The 19,116-nt window shown below is 43.7% G+C and carries 19 protein-coding genes and 1 tRNA gene; 9 read left to right on the top strand and 11 right to left on the bottom strand.

Annotated elements, in window-relative coordinates; all coding sequences use genetic code 11:
* Nucleotides 1–8 precede the first annotated feature (8 nt).
* Nucleotides 9–875, top strand: coding sequence for a peptide chain release factor N(5)-glutamine methyltransferase (gene prmC / locus EHO59_RS05605; protein WP_135585568.1), 867 nt, complete (start codon nt 9–11; stop codon nt 873–875).
* Between the two features lie 132 nt (nt 876–1,007).
* Here the strand turns inward: prmC and EHO59_RS05600 are convergent, their stop codons facing one another.
* The 8 genes from EHO59_RS05600 to rpsT form a co-directional block, all read right to left on the bottom strand.
* A complete protein-coding gene (locus tag EHO59_RS05600) occupies nt 1,008–1,352 on the bottom strand; it encodes a P-II family nitrogen regulator (RefSeq protein WP_008595143.1) in 345 nt (114 codons plus the stop codon).
* 38 nt (nt 1,353–1,390) lie between these two features.
* A complete protein-coding gene (locus EHO59_RS05595) occupies nt 1,391–2,683 on the bottom strand; it encodes an ammonium transporter (protein WP_135585566.1) in 1,293 nt (430 codons plus the stop codon).
* Between the two features lie 321 nt (nt 2,684–3,004).
* Nucleotides 3,005–4,612 carry a carboxyl transferase domain-containing protein gene (locus EHO59_RS05590; RefSeq protein ID WP_135585564.1) on the bottom strand — a complete coding sequence of 536 codons (1,608 nt, stop codon included), beginning with the start codon at nt 4,610–4,612 and terminating at the stop codon, nt 3,005–3,007.
* 18 nt (nt 4,613–4,630) lie between these two features.
* The gene (locus EHO59_RS05585) at nt 4,631–5,674 is read right to left on the bottom strand and encodes a GlmU family protein (RefSeq protein WP_135585562.1); all 1,044 of its coding nucleotides are present in this window, start codon (nt 5,672–5,674) and stop codon (nt 4,631–4,633) included.
* Nucleotides 5,675–5,680: 6 nt separating this feature from the next.
* Nucleotides 5,681–7,513: a glutamine--fructose-6-phosphate transaminase (isomerizing) gene (gene glmS, locus EHO59_RS05580; protein ID WP_135585560.1), complete on the bottom strand. Its 1,833-nt coding sequence runs from the start codon at nt 7,511–7,513 to the stop codon at nt 5,681–5,683.
* 3 nt (nt 7,514–7,516) lie between these two features.
* Nucleotides 7,517–8,908 carry a phosphoglucosamine mutase gene (glmM, locus tag EHO59_RS05575; protein WP_135585558.1) on the bottom strand — a complete coding sequence of 464 codons (1,392 nt, stop codon included), beginning with the start codon at nt 8,906–8,908 and terminating at the stop codon, nt 7,517–7,519.
* Between the two features lie 37 nt (nt 8,909–8,945).
* Nucleotides 8,946–9,018 (bottom strand) — tRNA-Val (locus EHO59_RS05570).
* Between the two features lie 16 nt (nt 9,019–9,034).
* Complete coding sequence (rpsT, locus tag EHO59_RS05565; protein WP_135585556.1) at nt 9,035–9,307, bottom strand: 30S ribosomal protein S20; 273 nt, start codon at nt 9,305–9,307, stop codon at nt 9,035–9,037.
* Nucleotides 9,308–9,709: 402 nt separating this feature from the next.
* Here rpsT and EHO59_RS05560 point away from each other — a divergent pair, with 402 nt between their 5' ends.
* The 5 genes from EHO59_RS05560 (at nt 9,710) to bufA2 (ending at nt 13,492) form a co-directional block, all read left to right on the top strand.
* Nucleotides 9,710–10,834: an LIC_10450 family protein gene (locus EHO59_RS05560; RefSeq protein ID WP_135585555.1), complete on the top strand. Its 1,125-nt coding sequence runs from the start codon at nt 9,710–9,712 to the stop codon at nt 10,832–10,834.
* An 11-nt stretch (nt 10,835–10,845) separates the two neighbouring features.
* A complete protein-coding gene (locus EHO59_RS05555; protein ID WP_135585553.1) occupies nt 10,846–11,640 on the top strand; it encodes a hypothetical protein in 795 nt (264 codons plus the stop codon).
* Nucleotides 11,637–12,332 (top strand): glycosyltransferase family 2 protein, encoded by a 696-nt coding sequence (locus tag EHO59_RS05550; RefSeq protein WP_135585551.1) that lies wholly within the window; start codon nt 11,637–11,639, stop codon nt 12,330–12,332. Before EHO59_RS05555 ends, EHO59_RS05550 begins: the two co-directional genes overlap by 4 nt.
* 130 nt (nt 12,333–12,462) lie before the next feature.
* Nucleotides 12,463–13,053, top strand: coding sequence for a YceI family protein (locus tag EHO59_RS05545; protein ID WP_135585549.1), 591 nt, complete (start codon nt 12,463–12,465; stop codon nt 13,051–13,053).
* A gap of 181 nt (nt 13,054–13,234) precedes the next feature.
* Entirely contained in the window at nt 13,235–13,492 is a 258-nt protein-coding gene (gene bufA2 / locus EHO59_RS05540; protein WP_135585547.1) for a BufA2 family periplasmic bufferin-type metallophore, read from the top strand.
* On the opposite strand, the gene EHO59_RS05535 is transcribed toward bufA2, so the two are convergent.
* Together EHO59_RS05535 and bufB are read right to left on the bottom strand one after the other, a co-directional pair.
* Complete coding sequence (locus EHO59_RS05535; RefSeq protein WP_135585546.1) at nt 13,479–14,255, bottom strand: HvfC/BufC N-terminal domain-containing protein; 777 nt, start codon at nt 14,253–14,255, stop codon at nt 13,479–13,481. The two genes, bufA2 and EHO59_RS05535, sit on opposite strands and share 14 nt — an antisense overlap.
* A gap of 70 nt (nt 14,256–14,325) precedes the next feature.
* Nucleotides 14,326–15,141, bottom strand: coding sequence for an MNIO family bufferin maturase (gene bufB / locus EHO59_RS05530; protein WP_135585544.1), 816 nt, complete (start codon nt 15,139–15,141; stop codon nt 14,326–14,328).
* A gap of 48 nt (nt 15,142–15,189) precedes the next feature.
* Here bufB and EHO59_RS05525 point away from each other — a divergent pair, with 48 nt between their 5' ends.
* A complete protein-coding gene (locus tag EHO59_RS05525; protein WP_135585542.1) occupies nt 15,190–15,651 on the top strand; it encodes a YHS domain-containing (seleno)protein in 462 nt (153 codons plus the stop codon).
* On the opposite strand, the gene EHO59_RS05520 is transcribed toward EHO59_RS05525, so the two are convergent.
* The gene (locus EHO59_RS05520; protein ID WP_135585540.1) at nt 15,648–16,553 is read right to left on the bottom strand and encodes a DnaJ domain-containing protein; all 906 of its coding nucleotides are present in this window, start codon (nt 16,551–16,553) and stop codon (nt 15,648–15,650) included. The two genes, EHO59_RS05525 and EHO59_RS05520, sit on opposite strands and share 4 nt — an antisense overlap.
* A 109-nt stretch (nt 16,554–16,662) precedes the next feature.
* On the opposite strand from EHO59_RS05520, the gene EHO59_RS05515 reads away from it, so the two are divergent.
* Nucleotides 16,663–18,525: a carbon starvation CstA family protein gene (locus EHO59_RS05515; protein ID WP_135585538.1), complete on the top strand. Its 1,863-nt coding sequence runs from the start codon at nt 16,663–16,665 to the stop codon at nt 18,523–18,525.
* Nucleotides 18,522–19,073 carry an NUDIX hydrolase gene (locus EHO59_RS05510; protein WP_135585536.1) on the top strand — a complete coding sequence of 184 codons (552 nt, stop codon included), beginning with the start codon at nt 18,522–18,524 and terminating at the stop codon, nt 19,071–19,073. The genes EHO59_RS05515 and EHO59_RS05510 overlap by 4 nt, the downstream gene beginning before the upstream one ends.
* The last annotated feature ends 43 nt before the right edge of the window (nt 19,074–19,116 follow it).

The following is a 19,116-nucleotide window of genomic DNA, read 5'->3' as shown; positions in this document are numbered from 1 at the left end:
AGGTTCAGATGGCCGATTCCCAAGATAACGTTCTCACCCTACTCAAGAAATCCGAAGAATTCCTAAAGAAGAAGAATATCCCTTCCGCAAGATTGGATGCCGAGATACTTCTTGCTGATTTACTCAAGATCCAAAGGGTCAAACTCTACGTAGACTTTGAAAGACCTCTTTCCGTTTCTGAAAAGGACGAGTATAGAGAAAGGATCGTTCAAAGATCCAAGTTCCGGCCCACAGCATACATCATAGGAAGGAAGGCATTCTTCGATTCCGAATTCCAAGTAAACGAATCAGTACTCATTCCAAGACCGGAAACAGAAGAATTAGTTGCCTGGGTCTTAGAAGAATATTCCGAAAAGGCTTCGTCCTTAAACGCTTTGGATCTTTGTTCCGGAAGCGGATGCATAGGCATCAGTCTCGCCAAGGCTCGTCAGAACTGGCAGGTTTCTTTTTCAGATCTCTCTGCGGAAGCATTGGAGATCAATCGTAAGAATATTCAAGAAATCTTAAATTCTCAGGATCGTTCGGAATTATTCCAAGGAGATCTATTTTCTTCTCTTCCTCCGGAGAAGACATTTGATCTGATCGTTTCAAATCCTCCATATATCCCGGAATCGGAAAAACCTTCCATCATGCCGGACGTGGCAGAATACGAGCCTCATTTGGCTCTATTTGTTCAAGACTTCGAGAACTTCCATAAGAGAATTCTAATAGAAGCTTTGCCTTTCTTGAAGCCGAGTGGAACGATCTATTTGGAAACTCATCCTAAGTATGCAGGCTGGCTCAAAGAAACAGCGCTTTCTCTCGGTTATTCCGAAGCCATTTCCAAAAAGGATCTGTCCGGAAGAGATAGTTTTGTCAGATTGAAACGGGCTTAATTTTCAAAAGACCTTTTCTCTCTTAAAATCCCAATCGAACGATAGCAAATACAAACCGCTACATAGCCCCAAAATAAAAATGGGGCCGGCATTGCCGACCCCGAGCTAAGTTTCGACTCGTATGGGGAAGAATTAAATCGCTGAGCTTCCTCTTTCTCCGGTACGGATACGGATCACGTCTTCGAGAGGAAGGATAAGGATCTTTCCGTCTCCGATCTTTCCATCGCCGGTCTTGGCAGCTTTTAGAATAGCATCTACGGTTGGCTTAACGAACTCGTCGTTTACCGCGATCTCTAATCTTACTTTTCTGAGAAGGTTCACTTGGTATTCATGTCCGCGGAATACTTCCGTTTTACCTTTCTGCTGCCCGTAGCCTTGCACGTCGCTTACGGTAAGTCTGTAAATTTCATTCTTAGTAAGCTCGGCTTTTACCTCTTCCAGTTTATGTGGCTGGATAATTGCTACGATTAATTTCATATGCTCTCCTTTACTTAATGTATAAATTCAACAAAAGGTTATATAATATAACCTTTCTCTCCGTGGATCTCGGAATCGAGACCTGCGATCTCTTTCTCTTCGGAAATCCTGAATCCGATTGTCTTCTCGATGATGAAAACAAGAACCAAGGATACGATGAAGGAATATGCACCTGTAGCGACAACGCTGATCAACTGAACGATGATCTGGTCTCCGCGAGTTGCAACTCCCGCTCCTAAAGTTACGGTAAATACTCCGGTAAGGATTGCGCCTATCGCACCACCTACACCGTGAATACCGAATGCATCCAGAGAATCGTCATAACCGAGTTTTCCTTTCAAGAGGATTGCGATATAGCAGATTGGAGAAACGATCAAGCCCATTAGGATCGCACCTTTTGCATCCACGAATCCTGCTGCAGGAGTGATCACGACCAATCCAGCTACGATCCCGGAAGCAGCGCCCAATGCGGTTGCTTTTTTAGTATGGAAGTATTCGATCAACAACCAAGCTACTCCAGCTGCTGCAGGAGCAATCAAAGTCACTGCAAAAGCTCTTGCTGCAAGTCCGTTAGTCGCAAGACCGGAACCGGCGTTAAATCCGAACCATCCGAACCAAAGGAACCCAGCACCTATCAAAGTATAAGTCAGGTTGTTTGGAGCGATCAGAGCTGGTCCGTCACCTTTACGTTTTCCTAATACGATTGCTGCTGCGAGACCTGCGATACCGGAGATCAAGTGAACTACTGTTCCACCAGCAAAGTCAAGTGCGCTTTTTTGGAATAACCATCCATCGGAGTCCCAAACCCAGTGAGCCACTGGATCATAAACCAGGGTGGACCATGCAAGAATGAACACAACATATCCGGAGAGTTTTACTCTCTCTGCAATTGCTCCGGAGATTAGCGCCGGGGTAATTAGAGCGAACATTCCTTGGAATAGGAAGTGAATGAATTTAGGAATAGTTCCTTCCAGTGTATCGATATCAATTCCGTTTAGGAAGAGAAGTCCGAAGTCACCATAGAAAGGATTACTTCCGTCGAAAGCAAAGCTGTATCCGAAAATGGTCCACTGAAGAGTGAGAACCAGGATCGCGATGAAGCTGTGCATCATGGTAGAAAGAACGTTCTTAGATCTTACGATCCCGCCGTAAAACAGCGCGAGACCAGGGATCATAAAGAACACGAGTGTGGAAGCGACGATCATCCAAGCCGTGTCCCCTTTATCCAAAGTTGGAGCAGGAGCAGGCGGAGGTGTGGTTGCGTCCTGACCCCAAAGAAGTGCAGGGACCACTAAGATCAGAAGCGCGAGTAGTTTATGGGCCAATTTCATTTTCTCAAATCTCATCTCGAAATATGTTTTACCCAGTTATTGCAAGAAGAGTACCTACTCCCGAAAAAGGATTAAAAAATAGGAAAAAAAACGAAGTACCTATGCCAAGTGCAACAAACCGACTTTCCCCTAAGGGTACTTGGCCCTTTTTAGATAGGAAATCCAGACCAAACTCAATGAGGGGAGATTCCCTCCAAGTTGAGGTCGGCAGTTTGCGTACTTTATAGGCAGATTTTTGGAACTTGCCTGGAAATTAGAGTGTTTAGTTTATTAGCTACTTTCGGAAAACCAAATCCGAGTCTGAAATTTCCTGCCAAAAAATCACATGCGGAAAATCGCATACGAAGGATCTGGTTTTTTTCCAGAAAGATCAGAATACAAGGCAAGGCCCAAAGCCTCTCTGGTCCTTGCAGGATCCAAGATCCCGTCATCCCAAAGTCTTGCAGTAGAGTAAATGCAAGAGGATCGTCGATCATAGTCCTCTAGAATAGGTCGTCTGAATTCAGCCTGTTCCGCTTCGGAAAGGGATTTGCCTTCCTTCTCCAATTGCTCCATCTTAACAGTGAGAAGAACATTCGAAGCCTGTTCCCCACCCATTACGGAAATCTTAGCATTTGGCCACATCCAAAGGAAACGAGGACCAAAGGCCCTTCCGCACATTCCGTAATTTCCGGCCCCATACGAACCGCCAATCACTACAGTGTATTTAGGAACCACAGAAGTAGAGACTGCATTGACCATCTTGGCTCCATCCTTAGCGATCCCTGCGTTCTCGTATTTCTTTCCTACCATAAATCCTGTGATATTTTGCAGGAACACAAGTGGGATCTCTCTTTGATTACAAAGTTGGATGAAATGAGCTGTCTTTAAAGAGCTCTCTGAGAATAAAACCCCGTTATTCGCAATAATCCCTACCATCTTGCCGTAGATATTTGCGAATCCGGTCACGATCGTAGTCCCATAATATTTTTTGAATTCTTGAAAGCGGGACCCGTCCACCACTCGGGCAATCACTTCTCTCACATCGTAAGGCTTGCGAATATCTTTTTGGATAATTCCATAGATCTCTTCGGCAGGATATAAAGGTTCTTCAAAAGAGATCGATTCTTGGATTCTCTGAGCGGAACTTCCTAAACTTCCTACGATATGCCTTGCGATTTCTAAAGCATGCTGGTCATTCTCCGCATAATGATCCGTTACTCCGGAAATTCTACAATGCACATCTGCACCGCCTAATTCTTCCGGAGTTACGATCTCGCCGGTTGCAGCTTTCACTAACGGAGGTCCGCCTAAGAAAATGGTACCATTTCCTTTTACGATAACCGACTCGTCGGACATCGCAGGAATATAAGCACCGCCGGCAGTGCAACTTCCCATTACTATGGAGATCTGAGGAATGCCTTCTCTGGAAAGATTAGCTTGGTTATAAAATATCCTTCCGAAATGTTCTTTGTCCGGAAACACTTCATCCTGCATCGGAAGAAAGGCTCCTCCTGAATCCACCAGATAAATGCAAGGAAGTCGATTCTCCCGAGCGATCTCTTGCGCACGTATATGCTTCTTTACTGTGAGAGGATAATATGTTCCTCCCTTGACGGTAGCATCGTTTGCGATGATCACACAAGGTGTGCCACCTATCTTTCCGATACCTGTCACGATCCCCGCAGAAGGAACCTCGTCCGAGTAAACCTTCTCTCCCGCAAGAGAGGAAAATTCCAAAAAGGTAGTATTCGGATCGATCAGAGTATGGACCCTTTCCCTGGCAGTAAGCTTTCCTCTGCTCTTATGCCTTTGGATCGCCTTATCTCCTCCACCCTGGTACGCTTTCTGTAGAAGTTTTCGAATATCTTCTACCTTACCGGATAGATCGGAATAATTCTCCTTATACTCAGGAGAAGACGTGCTGATGCGGGATTCCAGTACTTCCATGAAGCCTCTTAGAAGGTATTATTTGTGTACCTTTGTTTCGTACAGAATGCGAATGAGTTCAGATTCGGAATGAGAGAGTTCTCTGTTCCTTCTCGCCATGATCTTGCGTGAATCTCTTAAGAAGGAATCCAAGATATAGGGCTGACCATCGGCCCACACGAAAGGATGAAGGTAACCGCTGACTCTTGGAGATACAACATTGCATCCGAAGTCTATTACGGTGCCGGTATTTAACATCACTCCGATTCCTATCTTGGAGAAATCTCCGATGACGGAACCGAATTTAATGGAGCCTGTATTTACTTCAGTGCCTTCTTCTCTGATCTTAACTACGCCGTAATTGTTCTTGAGATCGGAGGTTGTAGAGAGAGCTCCTAGATTGACCCAGCTTCCTACCACGGAATGCCCCAAGAAGCCTTCGTGATGTTTATTCGTAAAATCTAATATAATACTATCTCCGACTTCCCCGCCGATTCGGCAAACATTGCCTATCGTGGTTCCACCAGTGATCCTAGCATTGTCTATATGAGTTCCCTGGCCAATATACAAGGGCCCTTCTAAGAAGGAAAAAGAAGTAACCTTAACGTCCTTATCTATGATGACTGGTCCGGAAGTTACATCTATCACCACTCCTGGATAGATCTTTGCGGAAGGATGGATATGAGCGTGCTTGGATTTTCCAACGATATGAAAATCACCGGACTTCACCTTGAGCTTGCGAACCCATTTTCTGAGTTCTTTATTGGATTCAAGATCGATATCTATATTCTTACCGACTGCCTGGATGGATTTCCAAGGAAGGAACTCCTCCGGCTTGATGATAAGATCTATTTCTCTCTCATCATATTCTGCGATCTTAGGATTTCTCTCAAAGAATGTCTTTTGAAAGGCTGGATTAGAATGAGAATACAGGATTTTGGCGTCAGGATACTGATCCTTTAGCCTTTGGAGTGGGGTTAAAACCCCGTCGCGGATCTCTGAGAATGATCGGATCCGAGTCAATGCCCCCAAACCGGCTGGGGTTTCCCTCTCGTCGATCCAAATTCTCTGAACTCTGCCCACGAAGAATTACTCCACTGTGACGGACTTTGCGAGGTTCCGCGGTTGATCCGGAGGACAACCCCTCGCCACGGCAGAATAATAGGCGAGAAGTTGGAGAGGAAGAACATTCAAAATCGGACTCAAAATTTCCGGACAATCCGGAACTTCAAAGCAATAATCCGACAGTTCTCTGGCCTCTTTATCACCTTCTGTAACAATCGAGATAATAATTCCGTTCCTTGCCTTGATTTCCTGGATATTAGAAAGCATTTTACTGTAAATTTCCGATTTGGTGGCAATACAAACCACAGGAACCTCATTGGTGATGAGCGCAATTGGACCGTGTTTGAACTCTCCCCCGGCATATCCGGAAGCATGGATATAAGAAACCTCTTTTAATTTCAGGGCTCCTTCTAACGCGATCGGATGATTGTACGTCCGACCGAGGAATACAAAGTCCTTGGTTTTCGTAAAATCCGCGGCCCAATTTTCCAGAACATGAGCCTGGGCCAAAATTCTCTCCATCTTTCCAGGAAGAAGTCGGATCTCCTCTATCAGAGTCTTAAGCTCCTCATCGGAAACGATCCATTTCAATCTAGCTGTGTATAAGGAAAAAAGAAGAAGGTTGATCACCTGAGCAGTAAACGCCTTAGTACTCGCCACGCCGATCTCAGGACCAGCATCCGTGCGAATGAATGAATCAGATTCTCTCGCAATGGTAGAATTCACATTATTCACCAAGGACAATACCTTGATGAATTTTGCCTTCGCTTCCAAGAGAGAAGCAAGAGTATCTGCAGTCTCTCCGGATTGTGAAATCCCTACGATGAGAGTATCTCCCTCTACCACTGGGTTTCTATAACGAAACTCGGAAGAAGTCTCCGTATCCGTTTGTATCTTTGCGAAATTTTCCAGGTAATGCTTGCCTAACATTCCCGCATAATAGCTGGTCCCGGCTGCCTGGATAATGATTCGGTTCACTTTGGACATCAGCTCTCTGGAGATCGTACTCTCAGGGAATTCTATCTCTCCGCTTTCGCCGATCCTGGACTGGATAATTCTACGGAAGATCCCAGGTTGCTCATGGATCTCCTTGATCATGAAATGAGGATAACCGCCCTTGTCTACGTCCTCGAATTTGATGTCCTGCTTCTTGAACTCGGGCTCTTTTTCAGTTCCATCAAAACCGAAGATGTTACATTCGGTTTTTGTAAAGTATCCCCATTCCTTGGAATTGATATAATAGACTTCTCTACAGTTACGAGTCAAAGGAGAGATATCGGAAGCAAGATAGTATTCTTCTTTTCCTCTTCCAAGAAGAAGTGGAGCTCCATCCTGAGCAAAATATACTCTGTCCGGCTCATTATCGAAAACGACTGCAACAGCCCACTTTCCTTCGACTCTATCAAATAATTCTAAGAAAGCTTCTTTGTTTGTCTTTCCGCGTCTTCTGCTTTCTGCAAGAAGGTTCGGTAGCACTTCTGTATCCGTCATGCTATGGAATACAAAGCCTTTGTGCTTCAATTCCTGGCGAAGCTCTCCGTAATTTTCTATAATTCCATTGTGAACCACTGCAACAGTGGATTTTCCATCTGTATGAGGGTGAGCGTTGATCTGATTAGGCTCTCCATGAGTGGCCCAGCGAGTATGACCGATTCCTACGTTTCCGCGAACAGGATGTTCTTTTAGAAAATTCTCAAGGTCCTTGATCTTTCCTTTTTGCTTGCGAACTTGGATTTCACCTCTATCCAGTACGGCAATCCCTGCGGAATCGTATCCTCGGTATTCCAAACCGATCAATCCTACGATCAGTACGGACTCTACGTTTTTTTCTCCGGCGTATCCTACGATTCCACACATATATTATGAATTCTCCATGATCCTTCCGGCCTTGTTTAATAGGGATTCCAGGTCTTTTTTAGTCCTAGACTCTCCTATCAACCGGAGGATCGGCTCGGTATTCGAAGGTCGAATATGTATCCAAGAGTCCTCGTTTGCTAAGCGAAGTCCGTCTCTCGCATCTTCTTTATAGTCGGAAAATGCACTGCGAAACCGAGAATAAATCTCTTCTGTCTTTTGACCCGCAATTTTATACGCGATTTTTCGCATATAGACTGCAGGAAGATTACTGAGCACAGTATCAGTATCTTCGCCCTTCAGAGCAAGCAGATTCAGGATATGAGCCACTCCCGAAAGAGAGTCCCTTCCATAGGAAGGAATGGCAGGATCTATGACTCCTCCGTTCCCTTCTCCGCCGAACACGGATTTGCGGTGTTGCATTTCTGCCACAACGTTTGCTTCTCCAACCTTAGAACGGTAGGTAGGAATTCCAACTGAGTCGGCGACCCAATCATTTACGAAACTAGTGGAGAGATTTACGGTGATCGAAGCCTTCTTCGAAATAGAATTCGAAGCAAGGTAAGACATAAAGCTCAAAGGAAGAGTTAATTCTTCGGAAACGGCGCCCTTCTTAGGAGAAAGCACCACGAGTCGATCCGCATCCGGATCCAACGCAAAACCGATATGAGCCTTGGATTGTTTGATAAGTCTTGAAGATTGCTTCAATGCATCCGGAGTAGGCTCAGGTGGCCTAGGAAAGGTTCCGTCCGGTTTGCAATGTTGAGCGATTACCTTGCAGTTCAATTGCTTTAGCAATTCTGGGAGAACGAAACTTCCCCCACCGTTTACTGCATCCAAGAAAACGGTGAATTTTTTTCGTTTGATGGCAGCCACATTCACTCTGGCTAAAACGGAATCGATATGAGCCTGGATTCGATCTCTTCCATCCTCAACACTTGCGTTGGGCTTGAACTGGAATGGCTTATAATCTTCTGTCCGAACAAAATCTAAAAGTTCTTCGAGGTCCTTGGCATTTGTGAAGAAGCCGCCAGGTCCGATGAACTTAAATGCATTCCACACAACAGGATTATGGGAGGCGGAGATCATGATCCCACCTGCGGCTCCGGACTGATTGACCACAGCCTTTACAGTGGGAGTAGGCACGATCCCGAGTTGGATCACCTTTTTGCCCATTCCGAGCATGACTCCGATGGCAATATTCTCTATATAGGCACCGCTTGGGCGGGAATCCCTACCGATTACTACTGTATTTCCCTTGAGCCACGACCCAAAGGCGCGAAGAGAATGGTAAATTACGTCGGAGCTAAGTCCTGTAGGAATGATACCCCGGATTCCGGACACAGAAACCATCAAATCCGGATGTTGAAAAACCGGTTTTTGAGGATTCAGGGCCATAATTCCGGGGTTTGTTTTAAAATTGGGAAAAAGAACATGGGCGATGACAGGATCGAACTGCCGACATCCTCCTTGTAAGGGAGGCGCTCTCCCAGCTGAGCTAATCGCCCGTTATGATAACGGTTCTTACGCGTTCGCAGCCTGGCTATTGATGCGTAATGCCATCCGACTCTTTTTGCGGTCTGCATTTTTAGAGTGGATGAGGTTGGTTTTAGCAGCTTTGTCAAGTAGAGAGGAATACTCATTGAACAGAGTCTTGAGGGAATCCTTCTCTCCTTCGTTAAGCGCTTTTAGGATCTTTTTTGCTTGGGTCCTAAGGCGGTTCCGGTTTTGAGAATTTGCCGCATTCCTGCGTTTCGTTCTACGGATATCTTTTTCTGAAGATTTAATGTTCGCCAAGGATTTACTTCCTATGAAGGGATAGACCCAGGTTTTCGTACCTCACCTGCCTGTCAACGTGCTTTTGTTCCTACGGCCCTAAATCGCCTGCTTTTTCAGGACGGGAGAATACTGCCAAAATAAGATCTCTCCGGCTTTTGCCCAAGCTTCGGCGGATATGTGAAGACTATTTCATCCAAACTTGTCATAAAGTCTGATTTCAAATTGGCAGAGAACGTTACTCGTCATTGATCCCTAAGAGACCCTCGTAAGCCTCGCCAGAACGAGGGATATTTTAAGCCAGAGAAAGGTTTGGAAATATTTTTTTGCTTTCCTTGAGCTAAAATTAATCCGATTTTTAGAAATCGAGTAGTTCCGAAAATTTATTTTTCGTCACATGAAAGAACTACGGAAGCGAATCTTATGCTATCGAGACAGACCCAAGACTATATCATAGTTAACTCGATCGACGAAATCGATCCGAACAAGCTATCTCTTTCTCAGTTGGGTACGAAGTATTTGGATCGGAACGGCAACAGATATGCTGTGCGTTTCAATAAGGATACTAGAAAAGCAGAGATCATACGGATTACTTTGCAAAAAGCTTCCGAAGCGGCTTCCTCCAAACCCAGAGCAGGAAAATTAAATTCCAAGTCCTATCCTCTGGACCTTCAAAAACTTTCGAACTTATTAAAAAATACAAAGCATCCTAGCGCAGAATGGATCGAGAATTTAGCGGATAAAACTAAATCCTCCCCTACTCCAAGAACTACGAATGCGCCGGTAAATTTGGAAAGGCCGTCTTACGCGGCTAACCAAGAGACGGAAAATGCAGTCTCTTCTTCTGAGACTCCGGACCTGATGGCGAGAGTCGCTGCGGCGAACTCGGATCAATTCGATCTTTCTAAAGTAGATCTGAATATTTCGGACGCAGGACTTTCCAATTCTAGCAAAGAAGATTCTCTCCCTGTGTTTGTAGAAGCGATAGAAGCCGGTTCTACTAGAGAATCAAAATATATAGAAGATTCAGTCCAACAGTTCCAAAAGGTCAAAGAAAGAATAGAGTCTGTACTGAACAATATTCGTAACTCCAAGATCTTTGAAGCAACGGGCGATCCTTCGGACAATAAGAATATAGTTGGGAATCTGACCCGAGAGTTCGACATAGAATTCTTTCAGAAATTGGATAAGATACTCAACTATCATAAAGAGCTGACTTCTTATCCTAGATCGATTACCTATTATACTGCTAAGTACGAATCTCATAGAAAACAGGCATTGCAATCTAAGAGTTCCGATCAGGAAAAACTGAAATTAGTGATCCGCTGGGAAATGCAGGAAATGCTCCTAAGTTTGGCGAGAAAACTTAAGAAAATGGTCCTGAACGCCCTGAATGTTCTAAACACTAAGAACGAAAACCATCTCAAGCAGGTGGCGTACAACCAACAGCAGATGTACAAAGATGCCCGGAGCGCCCTTTTATATTGCTCGGAAGATATTGGTGCACTACTTATCTCCTTGCAAAAATGGGCCGATAGCGAAGGGTAGAAACCTTTGGCATGGCTCTGAACGACCAAGAGATAAAATCCCTAGTAGAAAAGATCCGCTCCGAGTACCGGGAAGGCGCGAAACAAAGTCCGAAGATCTTCGACGGAAAAAGTTTCGAAGATCGTTATATTCAAACCCTAAAACACAGGGGGAATCTCGACTCCTTTCTCAAGGACGAGGTCAGCTTTCTAGAAAAAATCAAAGAAAAGCACAAAGAGCTTACAGAGAGAAGGAATGCTGCCAAGGGAGAGACGATCAATCGCATTCTAGACGAACAGGAAGAGAAACTCTCCAAATACCAAAAAGTAGACTTCCATCCTTTGGCCCGCCCAGAAATGCGCTATTTCTATGGAGCAATGACCAATTTTGCGGACACCGATCTTCCTGTGCTGATCCATATTTTTAGAGGAACTCCCGAATATTCCTCCTTTCAAGATAGCATTGCAATGATCGAAAGAGTGGGAGTGACCAAGAGAGGACTGCCTTCCTTAAGGATCTCAGAGCATATTAAGGCATTATTAGATGCGAATGGAAATCAATCTGCAATGGAGAGGGATAGCCAAAATATCCTGAAAGAAGTCTGTATCGCTCTCGCCGCACTTCGCAAAACCGCCATGGAATGCGTGGAAAAGAATCGGGTGAGTGATCGAATGACGGTCCAAATCAACGATCGAGACTTCCCTAAAGCAGCTGAGGCCTATAAGAATTTGCTTTTCGGTATCGCCTTAGAAAAAATAATTGTTAGGACTGAAAACATCATTCGGGATTTCCGAATGAGCGACTTAGTCGGCCTAGACGCTAAATGAAACTTTCCATCGTAATCCCTTGCTATAACGAAAAGAATACCATCAAGAATATCTTGGAGACCGTTAAAAAGGTCCCTTATAAAGATAAAGAGATCATCCTAGTGGATGATTTCTCTACGGATGGTACCAGAGAATTATTACAAACTGCTCCATTCAAAAAGTTGGTGGATCAACTTCTATTCCATGAAGTGAACCAAGGAAAAGGAGCGGCTCTTCGCAGCGGATTTAAGGCTGCAAAGGGAGATATTGTTATCGTTCAAGATGCAGATCTTGAATATGACCCGTTCGAGATCCCTGATGTGATCGATCCGATCCATAAAGGAAAAGCGGATGTGGTCTTTGGAAGTCGCTTTATGGGCGGAAGAGCTCATAGAGTCGTCTATTACTGGCATCGTTTAGGGAATCTTTTCCTCACCACTCTTTCTAACATGCTGACCAATATCAACCTCACCGATATGGAGACTTGCTATAAGGCTTTCCGTAGAGAAGTGATCCAAGGCATTGAGATCCAAGAGAACCGATTCGGCTTCGAACCGGAGATCACTGCTAAGATCGCAAAGATACCGAATATCCGTATCTATGAAGTCGGAATTTCTTATTACGGACGCACATACGCAGAAGGCAAAAAGATAGGTTGGAAAGACGGATTTAGAGCAATCTACTGTATTCTCCGTTACAATCTATTTTCTTAAATCTTAGTTCGAAGTTTTGTACAAACGTTACAAATTTCTGCTCGAACTAAGATATTTTTACTTGTAATCGGAAATATTACACCATTTCCTTTGTCTAAGTTCCATAAAACTCTTAAGGAGAACTTTACTAGTGAAAAGGAAACTTTTATTATTTCCTAACCTTCTTCTCGCAGCTCTTGCACTAACAAGCTTGCAAGCGGGAAACTTCAAAGTGGATAACGCTCACACTGCTGTTGGTTTCAAAATTAAACACCTTGCTATCGCCAACGTTGCAGGTAATTTTAAAGATTACAGCGGCAAATTAGGTTACGACGAAGCTACCGGCGCATTGACTGCGTTAGACGTAAGCATCAAATCTTCTTCTATTTCCACAGGAGACGAGAAAAGAGACGAACACCTAAAGGGAGGAGATTTCTTCGACGTAAGCAAATATCCTACCATCACTTTCAAGGCAGCTAAGGCTACCGTTAAGAAAGGTGGAGTTTCTAAGATCCCAGGCGAATTGACCATCAAAGGAGTCACTAAGCCTGTTACTCTGGAAGTTAAATTCTCCGGTTCTGCAAAAGACCCGTGGGGAAACACTCACCTAGGTTTCGAAGCTGAAACTAAAGTCAAAAGAAGCGAATTCGGTATCGTTTGGAACAAGACCTTAGAAAAAGGCGGAGTTCTTGTAGGCGAGGACGTTTCTATTCGCATCGAAGGCGAAATCGTTCCAGAATAATTTTCTTTGAGAAGTCGGGGCGTTCTGCCTCGACTTTTTACTTCTCATTCCCTTCCTTCTCCATTCTCTCAAAAAATTCTTGGCATTTCCTGTAACTAGAATCTAGTTCGAGCGAATCCATAAACGATCGAAACGATTCTTTAAAAAGTTTCGTTCTTAAAATAAATTCCATGAGGGACCAATGAACGATCTCACTAAAAGCATGATTATAGGCGCAGCTTTAACCGGACTGTTTGCAACCGGAACAATGGCGGAACAAAAAACCGCTAAAGAAGAAGCAAAAGGAGAATGTCACGGAATCAATTCCTGCAAGGGAACCGGAGACTGCGGTGGCAAAGGACATTCTTGCGCAGGAAAGAATTCCTGCAAAGGACAAGGTTGGACATCTTTAACTAAGAAAGATTGCGAAGCTAAGAAAGGAAAATTCAAAGACGCATAATCTCTGAGATCAACTTACCTTGAGACAGACCGGAAAGGAATTCAGAAATGGATGCAGATCCTCTGGGAGCCTTTCCGGAATGCTCTACAGCCTCGATCAGACTTTTTCCTTGCAATAGGCTTTTTCCAAATTTGAATTCCCAGAGATCGATTTCTCTAATCCAAAGATTCTCTTCTCTTTTTCCCATCACCAAATACTGATCTTGTTTTTGAGGAAGTTCTGGTTCTGCATCTTCTTCTTGGTCTTTCCAAAGTTCGTAGATAGGATGCGTATAGTGAAGAAACATTATAGATTCATGAAATATGAATTTTAGATCGCTAAATTCTCCTAAGGAAGGAAAATCTTTCGGCTCTTCGTTCCTGTTCGGAGGAAGATGAAATATTTTAGAAACATGCAATTCTAAATCGGCAACTTCTCCGATAAACGGATGCTCCGAAAAATTCTCCCCGACAAACTCAGGAAAACTTTCTCCATAATCGGAAAGATTATAAGAATGCGAAGGCACCGAAGAAATATATCTTTTAGCTAGTTCGAAAAAATCCTCATCTCCTAAGATCCGCCAAACCGTTTCGAATCTATCTCCTAAGGCTTCCGTAAATCTTGCAGTATATGCCTCTTTATACACTTTTAGCGAAGAATCAGAACTCAGTGTTCCTCCGGGTAAGACTTGAGATGCAAAAGAAGATCCTGGTGTAGTTTCATCCGATTCCCCTTCGGAACGAATGGCCTGAGAAAATAGAGACCTGAATTCTTCCGGCTTCATTTATATTCCCTCTTGGAAAATCCGAAATGAAAATCTCTCAAGGAAGATCCGTCGTAAAATAGTTCACGTTTCATGGGACTGTCGCCTTGGAGAGAATTGCCTCTGCTTTTAGTGCTTCTTCTTCTACTTCTAAGAAGCTTGGAATATCATCATCCCATTCCAATAGAATCGGAAGATCTTTTATTTTAGAGGAAAATTGAGAGAATAAATCCCAGACCTCGCTCGAAACAGGACGAGAGTGAGTATCGAATAAGAACTCTCCAGTATCGGTATGTCCTGCAATATGGATCTGTCCAACATGATCCCAAGGTACGGAGCTTAAATATTCTTGGGCAGAAAAACCGTGATTCTTTGAGTTCACATATACATTATTAATATCTAATAGAAGTCCACACCCGCTTCGTAATGCCAACTCGCGGATAAATTCCCATTCCTGCATTTCGCTCTCTTGGAATCTTAGATACGTAGAAACGTTTTCGAGAAGGATCTTTCTTTGTAAAATCTCTTGCACTCGATCCACTCTCTCTACTGCAAAGTCTAGAAATTCTTTAGTAAAAGGGAACGGTAATAGATCATGGAGATAATTTCCTCCTTCTTCTGTCCAACATAGATGATCCGAAACCAAAAAAGGTTGGATCCGATCGATCAGTTCTTTCCAACGATCTATATATTTAGGATTCGGAAAAGTTCCTCCTAAAATAGAAAGAGATACTCCATGCAAAGCTACGGGAAAATTCTCTCGAACCTTCTCCAACATGGACAAAGGTTTTCCCTTGCTATCCATATAATTTTCCGTGATCGCCTCGAACCAGGAAACTCTCACCGGAGAACCTTGTTTGAGATACGGATAATGTTCTTTTCTTAAACCAATCCCGATCCGACTCATTTTAATTCGTGTATGTAACCTAATTCGATCAGAACCGAAATAGGATACATGAACAAGCTGTATTTTTTGATCGGTTTCATTTTACTCTCCGTCAATTGCGCCGGAAGACAGATAGCAGATCCTGTGTTTAAAGCGGATGGAAAGATTGCGATCCGAGGTTATGATCCTGTAGCATATTTTACGGAATCCAAACCTAAAGAAGGTGACTCTAAGTTTAGCCTGAACTGGAAAGGAGCTGAGTGGAAATTTTCCTCTAAGAAGAACATGGAAGCATTCCTAAAGAATCCTGAGAACTATGCTCCTCAGTACGGCGGTTATTGCGCGTATGCGATGAGAGATGGAGAAACCTATGAGATCGATCCAAAGGCTTGGAAGATTGTCTCCGGAAAATTATATCTAAATTACAATGAAAAGGTAAACGGTTTTTGGGAGAGAGATATTCCGGGCAATATTGCAAAAGCGGATGCTCAATGGAAGATCCTACCTAAGAAGGATCCGAATTCTAATTAACGAGCATCTCTCATAATTAGAAAATTGTACGAAGCGATGATCTTCTGAGTCATCTCTAGGCCGTCTTTGTTTACGTCCGGATGATATTTCTTGATCATCTCTTTGTAGCGATTCTTGAGTTCGGACTTTGTATAATCCTCCGACAATCCCAGAAATTCGCGATGCTCTCTAGTTTCAGCATCTTCATAGAAGGTTCCGGATCCGAACCTTCTGCCGTGATTCGGTTTCTTTCTTTTCTTTTCCTTCTCTTCTTTTCTGAACTTTCCAAAGATCTCGTAATAGGCTCTGTCCCTATATTCCGAAGTGATCTGACGAATCGGAAAAAGTTTCGTATTCAATACTTGGAAGAAGTAGGATCGTAAGAATACATCCGCTCCATAATCTGCGGAGAAGGATTTAATTTCCAAGAACTCGGCAATCCCATTGTCCACCAATCTTTGCAGATCGAATTTATCGTCGAAATAGGAATCAAACGCATCTTCGAATCGTTTGGTGGAGGAAATAAGTAGAAGAAGTAATTCCTTGTCCAGCTCATGCCTATCTAGTTTGGAGAGCACGATCTCCTTTAAGAAGGTCCTAAACTCATCCAAGTATACGTCGTCGAAGTAAACCCCTGCCCTTGCAAATTCCAAGGCAAGACCTTCTATCTTCAAAACCTTCTCCAATAAGAGAATGAGCATATCTGCTTGGCTTTGATTGAATCCTTGGGATCCTCTGGAGGAATATTCTCTCTCCGAGCGAAGAGAATAGAGTATCTTGAAATAATCCTCTCTTCGGATCTCCAAGATCTCGATTAATTTGTCGGAAGAAATAAACCACTCGCAATCTGCACTAGCAGATTGTAGCTCAAAAAGTATGTCTTCTAAAGAAGACCTGACTTGATCGAAACTGCGGGTAGTCAAAATAAAATCCTGTACTACTTTAGACCCTGCGCTCCAAACCGAGTTTGTCCACCTATTTTCCCAATAAAAAAGATTTGATGGGGACTGGCTTAAACGAGATTCTTCCCACATGTTACCCCTGATCACTGTTCTCGGTTGTTTCCTACTTTATTTCTTAGGTTATAAGTTTTACTCGGGATATTTATCCAAATCCATCTTCCAACTGAAAGATACGAGAGGGGATACTCCGGCTCATAAATTCAATGACGGAGTGGATTATCTTCCTACAAAACCTGCCGTTCTATTTGGTCACCATTATGCGTCAATTGCAGGACTTGCTCCTATTCTTGGACCTGCCGTTGCAGTGATTTGGGGTTGGCTACCTGCCATGCTCTGGGTGGTTCTAGGAGGAATTTTCGTAGGTTGCGTGCATGATTTCGGAGCCATTGTGGTTTCCATTCGTAACCAAGGAAAGTCTATCGGACAGGTTGCGCAAGATCTGCTCGGACCGAGAGCAAGAAGTCTCTTTCATACCATCATTTTCTTCTTAGTAGCGCTTGCTATGGGAGTGTTTGTGATCGTTCTCGCAGAAATGTTCTCTGCCGATCCAAAGACAAAACTAGCTCCAGTTCCTTCTCCCGCTAAAATAGAACAAACAGAAGCAAAGCTTCCGAGTATTAAAGAACATACACATCCTAGCGAAGTAAGAGTAGAGACTTCTTCTTCTCCGATTCAGCTTAGAAGTCATTTTCCGGAAGCTGTGATCCCTACTGCAGGAATCATGATCTTTGCATTATTAGTAGGTTGGCTTCATTATAAAAAAGGAATGGATCTTGGGCCTTTGACCTTTGTTTCCGTGGCCTTGACTCTTGTAGTAATGGTCTTAGGAATGAATGATTCTATTCTAACCTGGACAGGCTTAAATGATACCGCCAGATCTCCTGGGGTTCCTCTTTGGAAGATCATTCTACTTCTGTACGCCTTCTTGGCTTCCGTAACTCCTGTATGGCTCCTTTTACAGAGTAGAGACTATATTAACTCTTTCTTATTGTACTTAGGGATCATTGCAATCTACCTTGGCTTCTTTAAGGGAAGCATATTCGGAGAATTTTCTTCCTTCAATGCGGAAGCAATCCGCGCAGAGAAAGTGGATATGGATATTATTCCATTCGTATTCATTACAATCGCATGCGGGGCAGTTTCCGGTTTCCATGCTTTGGTAAGTTCGGGAACCACTGCAAAGCAATTGGATCGAGAAATAGATGCAAGAGCGATCGGCTATGGAGCAATGATCGGAGAATCCTTGTTGGGTTTGACTTCGGTAGTTGCTTGCACGATCGGATTCGCTTCTGCAACGGAATGGTCTTCCTTCTATAAATCCTGGTCCGGGATCCAAGGACTCGCTCCTTCTGTTGGCGCCTATATTTATGGAACGGGAAGATTTATTTCTCAATTAGGTTTCGACCAAGGATTTGCCCAAGGATTTATCGCATTAGTTGTGGTCAGCTTTGCCTTGACTTCTTTGGATTCTGCGACTAGATTATTAAGATATAATATAGAAGAGATCGCAGACAGTATTAACTCCGAACTCGTAAAGAAGGTCTTGGGCAATCGATATGTTTCCAGCATCCTTGCCTGCGTTGCGATCGGATTCTTTGCCTTCTTGCAAATCGACCAAGGAGGAAAGAAGACCACGGCAGGATTGGCTCTTTGGAAACTATTCGGGACAACCAACCAGCTCTTGGCAGGACTTTCTCTCTTGGTAGTAACGATCTATCTTCTCTATTCTAAAAAGAAGACTTGGACCAGTTTCTTGCCAATGGTATTCGTACTCACCGCAACTCTTTGGGCTATGGTAGTCAACTTCTACGATTTCTTATTTTCCAAATCTCCTAGTTATTTGCTGGCTGGGGTTGGAGGAGTATTGATCTTCTTAACATTATGGCTTTTGATAGAAGCGGTTCTCGCCTGGAGAAGGTTTTCTAAGGCATGAAATTCTGCAGCGTTTGCGGCTCCGAAGTAGTTCAAAAAATTCCGGAAGGGGACAGTCTCACTCGTTACGTATGTGAGAACTGTGGGACCATACATTACCAAAATCCGAAAGTAATTGTTGGGACCATCCCCGTTTGGGAAGGAAAGATACTTCTATGCAAACGCGCCATCGAACCTCGCAAAGGATATTGGACCCTTCCTGCCGGTTTCTTAGAGAATAGAGAAACTGTCGAAGAAGGTGCCGCAAGAGAAACTGAAGAAGAGGCGAATGCAAAGATCAATATAGTTCGATTGCATTCCGTCTATAGCATTCCTCATATCAGCCAAGTGTACATGTTCTTCTTGGCAAATCTGGTGGATGGAACCTTCTCCGTTAGCCCCGAGTCCGAAGAAGTGAAATTATTCCATCCGGAAGAAATTCCTTGGGATGAGCTAGCGTTTGCTTCCGTTACATTTGCTTTGAAACGATTCACCGAAAAAGCGGATATCCCTGACACAGGGATCCATCTTGGTTCCATCCGAAATCGAAAAATGGAAGGTAAATCCTAAGAAAGAAAATTCGGTGCATTTTTTCGCCGAAGGAATTTTCTGG

It is taken from the genome of Leptospira semungkisensis (genome assembly GCF_004770055.1).
Classification (GTDB): Bacteria; Spirochaetota; Leptospiria; order Leptospirales; family Leptospiraceae; genus Leptospira_B; species Leptospira_B semungkisensis.
Note: the sequence above shows the minus strand (reverse complement) of the source record. Positions and strands in the feature narration are given on the sequence as shown.